This window comes from Sphingobium subterraneum, from assembly GCF_014199435.1.
Taxonomy (GTDB): Bacteria; Pseudomonadota; Alphaproteobacteria; order Sphingomonadales; family Sphingomonadaceae; genus Sphingobium; species Sphingobium subterraneum.
In genome coordinates this window covers 61582-75963 of the sequence record NZ_JACIJP010000006.1, presented here as the reverse complement: position 1 = coordinate 75963, position 14382 = coordinate 61582, and the positions used below count along the sequence as shown (strand labels likewise).

Genomic DNA, 14382 nt, shown 5'->3' with positions numbered 1-14382 from the left:
ACACCCTCTTGGTTCTTCACCGCCAAAGCAAAGCCGGCACGCACTTTACGCAAAAGCGGAAAGGGAGTGGGCAAGGAACGGCACGGCCGTAGAGTCGAGAGGATGGAGGCAAGGGGCGTATTGTGGCGGGAAGAGAATCCTACCGTTTAACAACCCGCCCAATTCTATTTTTCGGAACGCCGCCACTAACTGATTGAAAAGTATGGTGATCCCTGGTAGATTCAAACCAGCGACCTGCTAATTAGAAGTCCCGGATTTGTAACTCAATTGGCCTGGGCGGCGGACCCATGTTGACCGGCCTGCTCAGCGACAGGTTCGGAGCTGGGTATGGCTCGGCGATGGGCTTGCGCATCGCAATGCTGATGGCCGTCAAGTTGACCGGCGAGTTGATTGGCTCTGGCGAAATAGAGACTGCAAAATCCGGCAGTTCAACTTTGATACCTCATCTGCCTTTAGAAAGACCGGCTAGGTGAGGGGGGGGTAATCGAGATTCTTTGACGACCGCTGTGCGCCCTCATTGCCGCCATTTTGTTCTCAAGCCTTGATGCGCGAAAACGGGGACCCTGTGCTAGAGCGAACTATTCCGGGACGGCTACCAGGGGAATTTGGGCTGTTCGTTCTTACGGCCACTCACAAAGCAAAAACGCTGGTGAAGGGACGTCTTCACCAGCGTTTTTCTCCTGTTTACTGGTCGATGTTTCTGCGGAACGTTTCCGGCAGGAATATCAGTCCGAGGATTGCCGTTGCCGCGGCAACCACCACGGGATACCAGAGGCCGTAATAGATGTTGCCGGTGGCCGCGACCATTGCGAAGGCCGTTGTCGGAAGGAAACCACCGAACCAGCCGTTGCCGATATGGTAGGGCAGTGACATCGAGGTGTAGCGAATCCGGCTTGGGAACAGTTCGACCAACATCGCCGCAATCGGCCCATATACCGCCGTCACCAGCAGCACCAGCGCGAACAAAATGGCGACCACCTTCGGCTTGTTGATCTGGGCCGGGTCCGCCTTTGCCGGATAACCAGCATCAGCCAATCCCGCTTTCAACGTATCCTGAAAGCCCGTGATCGCGGCCTTTTTGTCATCTTTGGAAAGCCCGACGGGGTTCGGCGCGGTGAAGACGGTGGACCCGACTTTCACCTGAGCCTGTGTCCCGGCCGGAGCATCGACGTTCGCATAGTTGATGCCAGTCTTGGCCATAAAGGCCTTGGCGACGTCGCAGCTGTTGGTGTCGAACTTGTTCTTGCCGACCGGATCGAACTGGAACGAACACTCGTCCTGATTGGCTGTAATCGTTACCGGCGCCGATGCCTGCGCTCGTGCCAATACCGGGTTGGCGGCGGTGGTGAGAGCAGCGAACAACGGGAAATACGTGACCGCTGCGATCGCGCAACCGCCCAATATGATCGGCTTGCGGCCGATCTTGTCCGATAACCACCCGAAGAAGACGAAGAACGGCGTTCCCAGGGCCAAAGCAATGGCGATCAGGATGTTTGCTGTGGCGCCATCGACCTTCATCGTTTTTTCTAGGAAGAACAAGGCGTAGAATTGCCCGGTATACCAGACGACGGCTTGCCCCGCGACCGCACCTACCAGCGCGATGATGACCCAACGCAGATTTCCCCATTTCGCAAAGGCTTCGGTAAGGGGTGCTTTTGAGGTGGTGCCTTCGTCCTTCATCTTCTGGAATACAGGGCTTTCGTTCAGCTGCATGCGGATCCACATCGACACGGCGAGTAGAACGATGGAAATCAGGAACGGCACCCGCCAGCCCCACGCCGCAAAGCTCTCTTCACCGATTGCCGTGCGCAAGCCGATGACGACCAGAAGCGCGGCAAACAAACCGAAGGTCGCGGTGATCTGAATCCAACTGGTGTAGAGCCCGCGCTTATTATCAGGCGCATGTTCCGCGACATAGGTTGCAGCGCCGCCATATTCGCCCCCCAGCGCGAGACCCTGCAACAGCCGCATGACGATCAGGATGATCGGCGCCGTGACGCCGATCGATGCATAGCTGGGCAGCAGACCGACGGAGAAGGTCGAGAGGCCCATGATACCCATAGTGACCAAAAATGTATTCTTGCGGCCGACAATGTCGCCGATACGCCCGAAAACCAGTGCACCGAACGGACGCACGGCAAAGCCGGCGGCAAAGGCCGCCAGCGCGAAGATGAAACCGGTCGTTTCGTTCACCCCGGAAAAGAACTGTGCCGAGATATATGTCGCCAGCAGTCCGTAGAGATAGAAATCATACCATTCAAATACGGTGCCAAGCGATGATGCGCCGATTACGAGCTTTTCGTTCTGGGTCGCGGTGTGATGCTTTGGCATTGTGTCATACGCAGTAGCCATTTGCCCTCTCCTTTCTCATGTTATCAGAATGAATATTTGGCGGCGAATTCCAGCCGGTCGAGCTGGCCTTTGGCGCCGCTGCCCAGCTCGCGCTGGCCATGGCGATATTCGGCACCGAGATCGAAACCTTTGGCCGGCGACCAAAAGATGTTGCCGGCAACACTCAGGGCGCTGGCATTAAAGCCATTAAAATATCCCGGCGCGAACCCGCTCGGATAGTTTACGTCCTGATAGCTTGCCATGAGTGTCGTGCGGACAGTGGGTGTCAGGCCGATCTTGAGCGCGGTGAACGCAGCAAAGACTTCCGGCATTTCGAGTCGATTGGCGCTGTTGATGACTGCGTCCGGCGCGAAGTTGAGGCCAACATAGCGGCCAATTCCCTTGCCATAGGTCGCCATGAATTTAAGGTCATGGCGTTTGTTTGAACCGAAGCTGATTTTGCCGGAGCCGCTCACACCCCAACCAAATGCCGTGTCGCTCACCGTGCTGCTATCGACGCGAAGCTGGCGTGCCACGCCGGCCAGCGCCAGTTCCGCAGGCCCTGCGGACACATTCAACCGCGTAGCGAAGTCCGGGATCTTGTCCTGATCATTTTCCACCAGACCGGGCGCCGCCGATTGCGTTTCGGCATTTTCCGCCGCCAGATGAAGCACGACGTTTTTGCCGAGTTTCTTGCTGAAGCGCACAAGAGGTTGCCGCACGAATACCGTGCCTTCGGTCGGGCCCACGAAGTCCGTGCTTTCGGGGAGTACCGAGGCATTCTGGAACGTCGACCAGTCCTGTCCGACCGTTAGATTGTCGAACTGGACATAGGCACGGCGCAGCGCGAGATTATAGCCGTTGGTGGTCCGCTCGGACCCTTGCGTGCCAGCCGATGTCTGGAAGTCGGTTTCGACATAGCCTTTGAGTGTGTGACCAGCGAGTTTCGTTTCGAGGTTCAGCCACAGGCGGGTCTGCTTCGCCGAGAAATCGTTGTTGGTGGTCGATTTGCCGCCGGTCGGGATAGCCTGGGGCAAATAAAAGTCACGGCCCAGCGAATTGGCGGCAACCGTGCCGTCGTCCCAATGGCTGAACGTCACAACTGACTTCAGGAAGCCGCCGATCTTCACGCGGGTGGTGCCGTTACCGACGGTAAAACCGTCCTGGCTCGCTGCCGCGAGGGCAGGACGGGCATCGTCAATGGCCTTGGTTGCCTGCACGGTTGCGGCTTTCGTCTCGGCGACGACTTCACGAAGCTGAGCGTTCTCCGCTTTGGTGGTTTGCAGTTCAACCGTAAGGGTTCCGAAAGCCTTTTCCAGCGCCACGATGCGCGCTTCAAGTTCCTGCTCTTTCTGGGTTGCCGCCTGGGCGCCGGTAACCGAAAGTGCGAGTACTCCTGTACCAATCATTAGCCCGATTGATGCTCGGTTTTTATTTCGCATCAGCCCTCTCCCTATTTCATTCTGGATCCATTCATTGTCCATTGTTGGGATCCATGGTCCTCCATTCCGCGCAGCAAGACTACATAGACCTTGGTCGTGGGTCGGTTAGACCTTAGTCTAGGATGTGAAAGTTCCGGGGCTGCTATACGATTGCCGGTGATAAGCATGTGGGTGAAGGAGCAGGGCAATGACCATCTATCCGGTGCCGTCGAAATGGGCCGCAAAGGCCAAGATCGATGCGGCGCGTTATGAGGCGATGTATGGTGAGGCGGCCAGCGATCCCGACAGCTTCTGGCGGCGAGAGGCGCAACGCCTGGAATGGATGACCCCCTTCACGAAGGTGAAGAACACCAGCTTCGACGAAACAGATTTTGGCATCAAATGGTTTGAGGATGGCGCACTGAATGTGGCCGCCAACTGCATCGACCGGCATCTGGCCGAGCGCGCTGACGCCGTTGCCATATTGTGGGAGGGAGACTCCCCGGGCGAAGAGCGCCGTATCACCTATCGCGATCTGCATGAGGAAGTGGGCCGTCTTGCCAATGCGCTCAAAGCCAATGGTGTCCGCAAGGGCGACCGGGTAACGATCTACTTGCCGATGATCCCCGAAGCGGCCTTCGCGATGCTCGCTTGCGCGCGAATTGGCGCGATCCATTCTGTGGTGTTCGGGGGCTTCTCGCCCGATGCGCTGGCGGGCCGGATACAGGATTGCGACTCATCCCTCGTCATCACCGCCGATGAGGGCCTGCGCGGTGGCAAGAAGGTGCCACTGAAAACCAATGTGGATGAGGCGCTGGCGCGCTGCACCAGCGTTTCGCGCGTGCTCGTGGTCAAGCGCACGGGTGGCGATGTCCGCATGAAGGACGGCCGCGACATCTGGTATCATGACGCGCTCAGGGCCGTTTCCGCCGACTGCCCGCCCGAAGCCATGGACGCGGAAGACCCGCTGTTCATCCTCTACACCTCCGGCTCGACCGGCAAGCCCAAGGGTGTCCTGCACACATCGGGCGGCTATCTCGTCTGGGCGTCAATGACGCATGAATATGTATTCGATTATCGCCCCGGCGATATTTTCTGGTGCGCGGCGGATGTCGGCTGGGTCACAGGGCACACCTATGTCGTTTATGGCGCACTCGCCAATGGCGCGACAACGCTGATGTATGAAGGTGTACTGAACTATCCGGATTTCAGCCGTTTCTGGCAGATTGTCGACAAATATCAGGTCGACATCTTCTATGGCGCACCGACAGCTTTGCGCGCGCTGATGCGGGAGGGCGACGAATGGGTGAAGAAAACCAGCCGTAAATCGCTGCGCTTGCTGGGCAGCGTCGGTGAGCCGATCAACCCGGAAGCATGGGAATGGTATTATCGGGTGGTAGGCGAAGAACGCTGCCCGATTGTCGACACTTGGTGGCAGACGGAAACGGGTGGTACAATGATGACGCCTTTGCCGGGCGCGCATGCGCTCAAGCCCGGTGCGGCATCCATGCCGATGTTCGGAGTAAAGCCAGTGATCGTCGATGCGGAGGGTTGTGAACTTGGTGGCGCAACCGAAGGCAATCTGTGCATTACCGATAGCTGGCCAGGGCAGATGCGGACGGTCTGGGGTGACCATGAACGCTTTTTCCAAACCTATTTCAGCGCGTATCCGGGCAAATATTTCACCGGCGACGGATGCAGACGCGACGAGGATGGCTATTACTGGATCACCGGGCGCGTCGATGATGTCATCAACGTATCGGGCCATCGCATGGGCACGGCGGAAATTGAAAGCGCGCTTGTTGCCCACGCCAAGGTGGCAGAGGCGGCGGTTGTCGGATATCCGCATGACCTCAAGGGGCAGGGCATTTATGCCTATGTGACCTTAAATGCGAATGAGGTGGAAAGCGCAGAGGTGCGCGCCGACCTTGTCCAATGGGTACGCCACGAAATCGGTCCCATCGCTACGCCCGATGTGATCCATTTCTCGCCGGGCTTGCCCAAAACGCGATCCGGGAAGATCATGCGGCGCATCCTGCGGAAAATTGCCGAAAATGATGTGTCCAACCTCGGAGACATTTCCACCCTCGCTGATCCGTCAGTCGTCGAAACGCTTATCGCTTCCCGCGCGGTGGACGCGTGACGTGACACTGTCGGGCACCATCCTTATCGCCGACGATCATCCGTTGTTCCGTCAGGCGCTAGCGATGGCGGCGGAAGCAGTGATGCCCGATGCGCGTATCGCCGAGAGCGCAAATCTGGCCACCGCTTTGGCCGAAGCGGTGGCAGCGGATGATCTGGTCCTGATCTTGCTCGATCTCAAGATGCCGGGGGCCGAAGGTTATTCGGGTGTCGCGCTTCTCCATGCCGAAAAGCCAGGCGTGCCAATCCTCGTCGTGTCGAGTGCCGACGCCGCGCAGGGTGCGCGTGAAGCCGTGCGCTTCGGCGCGGTCGGGTTTGTCGGCAAGGACGCTGACCTCAGCGCAATAGAAGATGCGATACGAGACGCGTTGGCGGGCAAGCGAATGGAGCCGCCAAAGGACGACATCATTGATCCCGTTGCGGCGCAGATCGCATCGCTGACCCCGACCCAGCTTAAAGTGATGCTGGGCGTGATGGAGGGACGGCTCAACAAGCAGATCGCTTACGATCTCGGTGTCAGCGAAGCGACAGTCAAAGCGCATATGACCGCAATCCTGAAAAAGCTCGACGTTCGAAATCGCACGCAGGCCGTGCTTGCAGCTAAGGCTCTTGGGATGTCGCTCATTCACGCTTAAAGCCATGATCGACTGGTTCCCCCGTTTCGTTTAAACTCGGGTTCATTCGGCGGCGGATTTTGTCTCGATCTGCCTGAGCCATAGCTCAAGCGTCAGGGGTGACAGGGGTTTGCGCATTACCGATATGCCAAGCGCCTGAGCCCGTGCCGCATAGCTGCTTTCGCGGGCGGCGGTGACAAGCGCGAAGTGGGTCGTGGGGGAGTTCAGGCGTAATGCCTCGATCAGTTCAATACCGTCCATGTCCCCGCCAAGATTGAAATCAATCAAGGCCACATCGAACAACTCCTGACAGGACATCGCAGCGGCTGGGGAGGTCACACTCTTCACGTCATGGCCCAGACGTCTCAGCCAGCCCTGCAATGCCTCGCAATTGGTGGGGTCATCGTCGGCAACGAGAATAGAGAGGGGCGTGGCGGAATATCCCTGTTCCGGCGGCACGGGGGAAGGCGCGGCGAGACTGGGGCGCCCGAGCGGCAAGGCTATACTGAAACGGCTGCCTCTCCCTTCTCTCGATCGCAGGGAAATGCGCCCGTCGAGCAGCCGCGCCGTGCGTTCGACAATCGCCAGACCCAGGCCGATCCCGCCTTCACTGGCGTTGGGCAGGCGCTCAAACTCACGAAAAATGACTTTGTGCTTTTCCTCGGCTATGCCCGGGCCAGTGTCTATCACGTCAATTCTTGCGCGGCTGCCCCGGTGTCGAACCCCCACGATCACGCCGCCCGATTGGGTATAACGGATGGCATTGGACAGAAAATTCTGAACGATCGATCGTAATAGCCCGGGATCAGTTTCGACACTCGCATCACCCGGGCCAATACGAATTTCCAGCCCCTTTTCGACGGCGAGCGGCCGCATCGTTTCGACGAGTTCGACGAGCATCCCGCGAAGCCGTAGCGGCTGAGCTTCAGGGCTGACGCCCCCTGCATCCAGCTTTGATATGTCGAGCAGCGACCGCAGCAGCGTTTCAGCAGAAAGGATCGAACGATCGAGCTTTCCCAGCAACTCAACTGGGGCGCCAACGAGGTCACGGCCCAGGGCAGCGGAAAACAGCCGGGCTGCATGCAGCGGCTGGAGCAGATCATGGCTCGCGGCAGCAAGGAAGCGTGTCTTGTCTTCGTCTGCCTCGGCCAGGGCAACATTGGCAGCGCGCAGTTCGCTGGTCCTTTCTTCGATCCGCATTTCGAGTTCCGTCCGCGCCATTTCGAGCGCGGCGAGCGCCTGTTCTTCGACGGTCACGTCCGTAAACGACATCACATAGCCGCCGCTCGGCATCGGGCCGCCGACCGTTTTGAGAATGCGGCCGTCCGGCCTCACCCGCTTGAAGCTATGCGGCTGGCCGTGTCGCATATGGTTCAGCCGCCGTTCGATATGCGCTTCTACTTCACCCGGCCCACATTCGCCGCGCTCCGCATTATAGCGGATAAGGTCCGCCACAGGTGCGCCCACACGAACCATGCCGGGCGGGTAATCGAACAGCTCGAGATATCGTCCGTTCCAGGCAACCAGATTGAGCTGACGGTCAACGACGCTCACACCCTGATCGATATTTTCCAAGATCGAGGCAAGCAAACCCTTTGAAAATCTTAGGCTTTGACCCGTATCGTCAAGAATTCGCGCAACCTCTTCGTGGGTTAAATTGGAACCGTAAAGTGCCGAACTCACAACCGCGCGAGCAGACGGCACGCCTACGACGCTGGCGATCAGGCGCTCTGCCTTGCGGCGATCGGAGCGATCGACGGTCTTGGACTTGCCCACCCCCGCAAAGGCTTCTGCCGTAATCTCCGGTCCGACAAAACGCGCCACAAGTGCCTTGAGTTCGGTGATGTTTGAAACCGCCGCCGCGCCACTGCTGGGCGTCCTCAGCAAGGCTGGAAAGGCCCCGGGCTGCACGCGGCGCATGGTCGTCAGTACAAAGGCTGCTATGTTGACGCCCAGGCTCCAGAAGGTGCCGTGGCTGATAGGGCTCAGGCCGTCGACCCCGAACAATGCATGCGGATTGAGCGGCGTCTGTTCGAGCCAATCCAGTATTTCAGCGGAAGCGAGTTGCGGCAAGGCAAGTGTATAGATCCAGACAACCAGGCCAGCACCAAGACCAGCCTTTGCTGCCAACGCATCTCGGTTGCCGCCCATGACCGCCAACACCAGCGCCGGTGAGAATTGCGCCATGGCCGCAAAGGCGACCAGCCCGATCGAGGCGAGCCGCTGATTATCCCCTATGCCGAGCGCCCATGCCACCGCGGCACCCATGATGCAGCCGATCGCCGCCCGACGTGTGGTAAGGAGCGCCTGACCCAGATCGCCTTCCCCCGAAAACCGGTTGCTTCGCACCAGGAAGGGAGCGATCAGGTCGTTCGAAATCATCGTTGAGAGCGCGATCGTTTCCACCAGCACCATCGCGGTCGCAGCAGAAAAGCCCCCTAGGAAAATCAGCAGCGCGGCAACAGTCCAGCCATGCGATAGCGGAAGCTGCAAGACAAAGAGGTCGGGCCGGTCATCACCCGGCAGCAGCGTTAGTCCTACAGCTGAGATCGGCAGGACAATCAGCAGGGTGACCAGCATATAGGCCACAAATGGCCAGCGTGCGGCGGATATATCCGCGCTCGATCTCGCTTCAATTACGGTCACATAAAATTGGCGCGGCAAACAGACAATGGCGGCCATTGACAGGGAGGTGATAACGAAGAAGTCGATGCCAATCCTGGAGGGTGCGAAATTTGCCGCCAGGTGCGACCAACCGTCAGCTCCGACACCAACGGGCGCATTAAAGAGCAGTATGAGCGCAATGATTCCGGCGAACACCAAAGCGCCAATCTTGAAGATAGATTCGAAGCTGACGGCAAAAAGGATGGCGTCATTGCGGCTCCCTGGCTCATACCGCCGCGTGCCATAGATCATCGCAAACAGCGCAAGCATCGTTGCGGCGAGTCCGATCGTTATGGGCCGGACCTGCGTGCCCGCAATCAAGGCATAAGTCGTGCCGAGTGACCGTAACTGCAGCGCCAGATAGGGAATGCTGCCCAGAAGCGCGAGTGTGGTGACGAGCGCGGCCACGCCCTGACTGTTACTGAACCGCCCGCCGATAAATTCGGAGATGGAGTTGGCGCCATCCGCCTTCACCGCATCAATCAAGCGGCGTAGAAAACCGTGCCCGAAGATGAAGACGAGGATGGGGCCAAGATAGATCGGAAGATACGACCAGCCACCGGCCAGGGCGCTGCCCACCGCTCCATAATAAGTCCAGCTTGTGCAATAGACGGCAAGCGCGAGCGCATAGGCCGGGGGGCGCAGGCGACTTTTCAGTTCTGGGTGGCTGTCCCCATCCGCCCAAGACGCGAATAAAAACAGAACAGAGGCATAGAAGAGCGCGACTGCCAGCGGCAGCATTTGTGGCATCCTGCTCTCCCTGTATATTGTCTTACAGTAGGGAGTATCCTGAACCGGAATCTCGCTATTAGCAACGAATAGTGGCTGGCAAAAAAGATCACCCGACGACAGCTGGAGCGGCCGATGAACCGAAGGTTGCTTTCGCGGGTAGCCGTTTGGCACACCAAACTAACGGCAACTACTGACTGCGGGCACGCAAGGCCATCACGGCCGCTTTTGAGCGGCTTTAGCCCAGCCGCGCGATTAACGTCTGCGCAGCAACAGGGTTGCGGACCTTCGCCCCGCCAATCAGGAACATATAGACGTCGCGGCCCTTGGCTGCCGTCTTCTCGCGCGCGGCAGCGTAGTGGAGACCATCGGGGGCGTGACCTTCGGCCCAGCTCTTCGCGATCCGCGCCCAGTCCTCAAGCTCCGCCTCGCTATAACCGGCAGGTATGTCCTCCCGGCTTTTCTGCACGCGGGCGTAGACGAACCCGGCTGTGAGATCACCGATCTGCGGATATTCAGGGTGATCGGCGATCACGATGGCGACGTCATGTTTGCGGGCGAGGGCAACGAACTCCGCGCAGGCGAAGCTCGCGTGCCGCACCTCCACCGCGTGGGACATGGCGAGACCGTCCTGCTGGGCGGGCAACAGCGCGAGGAAGGCGGCAAAGTCCGCCGGGTCAAACCGTTTGGTCGGCGCGAACTGCCACAGGATCGGCCCCAGCCGGTCGCCCAACTCCGTCAACCCCTGCGACATGAACTTCGCGACGCTGGCCTCCGCCTCTGCCAGCACCTTGCGGTTGGTGCAGAAGCGCGAGGCCTTCACCGCATAGCGGAAGCCCGGCGGGGCGGCATCGCGCCATTTGGCGAAGCTCTCCGGCTTGAACGTGCTGTAATAGGTGCCGTTGATCTCGATCGCGGTCAGATGCGCGGCGGCATAGGAAAGTTCGTCTGCCTGCCGCAGCCCCACCGGATAAAAGGCCCCGCGCCATGGCTCAAATGTCCAGCCGCCGATGCCGACGCGTATGTCTCCGCGCATATGCGCCATAGTGCCAGTCCTCCAGGCTTCACTCTAGCGGGTCAAGGCAGCGGCTCAAGGGCGATGCGGCGAGGGGTTTCCGCCACGGACCAGAGGCAGCCCGGAAGGGGCGCTCTTCCCGCCTGCCTATTCTCGATGAGCTCCGCGATGGCTCGGTGCGTTCCCGCCCGACACGGGCCGCATTGCGAAGAGAGCACCGATAGTCCATTTGCGAGGGAGATGATCGATTCTGGCGCTATCGTCCTCGCGAGCGGGGCAGGCTTGGTCGGCGGCGCAATGAACGCGCTTGCTGGCGGAGGGACGTTCGCAACCCTGCCGGCGCTGATAGCGCTGGGACTACCCGCCAACATTGCCAATGCCACGTCGAACGTCGCCCTGCTGCCGGGTGCAGCGGCAAGCGCCTGGACCTATCGGGACGAACTCGGCCCGGTAGCGGATTTGTCGGTGCGGCTGCTGGCGGCAATAACCTTTGCGTTCGGGCTCATCGGAAGCTTGTTGCTCGTTGTCACGCCAACGGAAGTGTTCGACCGTCTTATTCCATGGCTGCTGCTTTTTGCATTTGTTGTGATGGCGTTCGGTAAACGCGCTGCCGATTGGCTCCACGCACGCGTCACGATCGGCCGCTATACTCTCCTTGCGACCCAGTCGCTGCTCGGCATTTACGGGGGCTATTTCGGTGGGGGTGTCGGACTGATCCTGACGGCCGTTTACGGCCTGCTTGCCAATATCCGCCCGCGAGAGCTTTTCGCGATCCGCACGGCGATGCTGGCGGCGGCGAACCTTGCGGCCGCCTCCGTGTTTATCTCGTTCGCGATGGTATGGTGGTCGGCCTGTTTTCCGATGTTGCTGGGTTCGATCGCTGGAGGCTGGCTCGGGGCGCTGCTGGGAAGGCGCATGTCTCCCAACCTCGTGCGTCTTTGGACCTTACTCGTAACCGGAGCGACAACGGTGGTGTTCTTCGTTCGCGCATATGGCGGTTAGAATGGAAAGAGGATGACCCCGCCTCCAAAATGGTCACACCAGAGGGCGTCCGGCGCTCTTTCTGGAGAAACAGAGTGGGTAAGCGACGTGACCCCCAACTTTCATCCAGTTGCGATTAGAGCTTCGGCATTGTTGTTGCCCACGTGGGCAGGCGAAGGAAGGGGCTGCGTCGCGTAGCCGCCCGGTGTTGGATCGGACAGCAGCCGGATATTCACCCGCAGCCGCTTCCAGAATTAATGCCGCTCAAAAAGCGCCTTGGGCAAGCCGTCGGGTTGGAAGCCTCCGCCGGCGCTCTCTACCGACGCCACGGCGTCGAGCTGGGCGCCACCAGCCAGCGCTGGCAGTCGGAAATGGTCATGATTGCCCTTTGAAGTTTGATTTTCGGTGCGCCCCCCACGTCTTGCGAGAGCGAGATTTGTAACGGGTTAAAAATTACGCAGACGGGCTAAGATCAGCCAGTTTGCGACGTTATTTAATACACCTCTGAATTTTCTCAGATATTTGGGGCAAGCTTATTTCGAAACTCGTGCGGACGAAAAGCGCTGCCGCGAAGCTGGCATCTGCATCTTTTGCGCAGAGGAACCGATCGTTGACAATATTCGCGGAACTTGTACACTTTGTACAGCAGAAGATCAGGCCGCGCCTCAGGCCGCGCCTTAGTAAGGACACCGCAAGGCGACCAGCAGAACCGGTCTTGCAGACTTTCTAGATCAAAGACTTAATTTCGCACGCGAGCGACGAACGAAAAATGCCGTCGCATATGCAAGACCGGCTTTTCAATCAGATGCCAAGAGAACGCCGCGAAAATCAGAATCGCTGGCATTGATACCAGGAAATTGATCAACGCGGATTCGCTGTGCACCAACGCTCGCATGGCCTGCTGAATTGGCGCCCCATAAAGATAAATACCATAGGAATAGTCACCCTTACGGAACAAAGCTGCCGTCGGTATTTCCGAGGCTCCCAAAAAAACACAAATATAAACAGCTACTGGACCTATAACTACGTTCAGCAGCGGATAGCTTTCAAGATCAGGAGGACTGAGTAAGGACAATCCCGCGAGATAAACACAACAACCAAGAAAAAGCGTCTTGCTGTAAGGGATCTTGTAACGAAAAAGATAGGCGGCAATTCCCAAAAGAAAGCAAATCAATAACCGGGAAGCTCGCCCCACAAACACGGCATACGCCCCTCGTTCAATAAATAGAGAGGATTCCTGCTGAATCCCAATAATCCACAGAGCAATGCTCACAAACGCGAAGATTGCAGCGGCCAACACAACAAGCCACGGTCTCTTCAATGCGCCAAATATTATAAATACCGACATTATGAAATAACATAGAAGCTCGTAAGGTACAGTCCAAAGAGACAGGTTGACTTGTGGTATTGGATTGTCATTGAATACGCCGGGAAGATAATACTTTATATAACCAAATAAACTGGTAAAATACTCCCATGTCTGATGATGACTGAAATATTCCGAAAGTGACAATGTTGTGAATATTGTACCTAATATTATTGCGGATAGCGCTGTTTCTACAATAAGCGCCGGAAATATTCTTAGTCCTCGGTTGAGTAGAAAGTTTCCTAGACTCAAACGTTGAGCGCTACCTGTGATAAGAAAGCCGCTCAGCCCAAAAAACACCGCAAGTATTGCGTATCCAGGAACCCAAGCGACCCGGGCATCATCGAACCAAGCGGTGTCTCGCGACGCGATTGGCACAGAGTGCCATGCCACTACCGCAACCGCTAACACCACACGAACAATGTCGAAACCCGGAGCAAGGCCGTTATTGGCGTCGATCTTTGCCCCGATGGAAAACATTTTGGCCGTTGGACCAACTTCGCGCCCGACTTGCGACAATTGAGTATCCACTTTTGCCCCTGCAATCTTCACTAATTTTGTGCGGCGCATCATCAGTTTTGTCAACAGGGCGTTTGGGTTTAAACGTCCGCTTTCAGCACATTATTTGACCTAACTTTTAGTCGCAAACCTTGCGAAACGGTATGATACCGCGCGCTTAGCGTGGGATGTCCGGTGATGTGCCCCCTGATTTCCGTCTAAGATTGATTAGAGTCCGGCCCTGGAGAGGACGGACGATGAAGCGACTGAGATTTACGGAAGAGCAGATTATCGGGGTTCTGCGGGAAACGGGGGCAGGTGCGACGACGGCTAACCTTGCCCGCAAGCATGGCGTGTCGGAAGCGACGCTTTACAACTGGAAGGTCAAGTAGGGCGGGTTGGAGGTGTCCGAGGTGAAGCAGCTGAAGGCACTTGAGGAGAACGCGAAGCCCAAGCGATTGCTGGCCGACATTATGCTGGACAATGCGGCGTTGACGGACCTTCTTTCAAAAAAATGGTGACGCCTGCCGCGAAGCGGAAAGCTGTGGCAGGCTCTAATCCCAGCTGGCTGAAAACTGGGGGTCACGTCAAAAATATCCATACCATCCCAATCTCCAGGCG

10 protein-coding genes and 1 pseudogene are annotated in these 14382 nt (G+C 58.0%); 5 read left to right on the top strand and 6 right to left on the bottom strand.

Features of this window, described 5'->3' with window-relative positions; genetic code table 11:
• Nucleotides 1–287 precede the first annotated feature (287 nt).
• The gene (locus FHS92_RS15110; protein ID WP_184081582.1) at nt 288–473 is read left to right on the top strand and encodes a hypothetical protein; all 186 of its coding nucleotides are present in this window, start codon (nt 288–290) and stop codon (nt 471–473) included.
• Nucleotides 474–684: 211 nt separating this feature from the next.
• On the opposite strand, the gene FHS92_RS15105 is transcribed toward FHS92_RS15110, so the two are convergent.
• Nucleotides 685–2352 carry an MFS transporter gene (locus FHS92_RS15105; protein ID WP_184081581.1) on the bottom strand — a complete coding sequence of 556 codons (1668 nt, stop codon included), beginning with the start codon at nt 2350–2352 and terminating at the stop codon, nt 685–687.
• Between the two features lie 23 nt (nt 2353–2375).
• Nucleotides 2376–3773, bottom strand: a complete 1398-nt coding sequence (locus tag FHS92_RS15100) for a DcaP family trimeric outer membrane transporter (RefSeq protein WP_246352035.1) — start codon at nt 3771–3773, stop codon at nt 2376–2378.
• Between the two features lie 187 nt (nt 3774–3960).
• Here FHS92_RS15100 and acs point away from each other — a divergent pair, with 187 nt between their 5' ends.
• Nucleotides 3961–5895: an acetate--CoA ligase gene (gene acs, locus FHS92_RS15095; RefSeq protein WP_184081579.1), complete on the top strand. Its 1935-nt coding sequence runs from the start codon at nt 3961–3963 to the stop codon at nt 5893–5895.
• A gap of 7 nt (nt 5896–5902) precedes the next feature.
• Nucleotides 5903–6529, top strand: a complete 627-nt coding sequence (locus tag FHS92_RS15090) for a response regulator transcription factor (RefSeq protein WP_246352052.1) — start codon at nt 5903–5905, stop codon at nt 6527–6529.
• A gap of 42 nt (nt 6530–6571) precedes the next feature.
• Here the strand turns inward: FHS92_RS15090 and FHS92_RS15085 are convergent, their stop codons facing one another.
• On the bottom strand, nt 6572–9922 hold the full coding sequence (locus tag FHS92_RS15085; RefSeq protein WP_184081578.1) for a hybrid sensor histidine kinase/response regulator: 3351 nt from the start codon (nt 9920–9922) through the stop codon (nt 6572–6574).
• Between the two features lie 217 nt (nt 9923–10139).
• Nucleotides 10140–10946 (bottom strand): DUF72 domain-containing protein, encoded by an 807-nt coding sequence (locus tag FHS92_RS15080; protein WP_246352034.1) that lies wholly within the window; start codon nt 10944–10946, stop codon nt 10140–10142.
• Between the two features lie 210 nt (nt 10947–11156).
• Here FHS92_RS15080 and FHS92_RS15075 point away from each other — a divergent pair, with 210 nt between their 5' ends.
• Nucleotides 11157–11918, top strand: coding sequence for a sulfite exporter TauE/SafE family protein (locus FHS92_RS15075; RefSeq protein WP_184081577.1), 762 nt, complete (start codon nt 11157–11159; stop codon nt 11916–11918).
• Nucleotides 11919–12151: 233 nt separating this feature from the next.
• Here FHS92_RS15075 and FHS92_RS15070 read toward each other — a convergent pair whose 3' ends face one another.
• Together FHS92_RS15070 and FHS92_RS15065 are read right to left on the bottom strand one after the other, a co-directional pair.
• The gene (locus FHS92_RS15070) at nt 12152–12253 is read right to left on the bottom strand and encodes an N-acetylmuramidase domain-containing protein (RefSeq protein WP_246352051.1); all 102 of its coding nucleotides are present in this window, start codon (nt 12251–12253) and stop codon (nt 12152–12154) included.
• 383 nt (nt 12254–12636) lie between these two features.
• Nucleotides 12637–13836 (bottom strand): acyltransferase family protein, encoded by a 1200-nt coding sequence (locus tag FHS92_RS15065; protein ID WP_184081576.1) that lies wholly within the window; start codon nt 13834–13836, stop codon nt 12637–12639.
• A gap of 182 nt (nt 13837–14018) precedes the next feature.
• On the opposite strand from FHS92_RS15065, the pseudogene FHS92_RS15060 reads away from it, so the two are divergent.
• Nucleotides 14019–14311, top strand: a pseudogene (locus FHS92_RS15060) (transposase); the annotation flags it as partial.
• Nucleotides 14312–14382 lie beyond the last annotated feature (71 nt).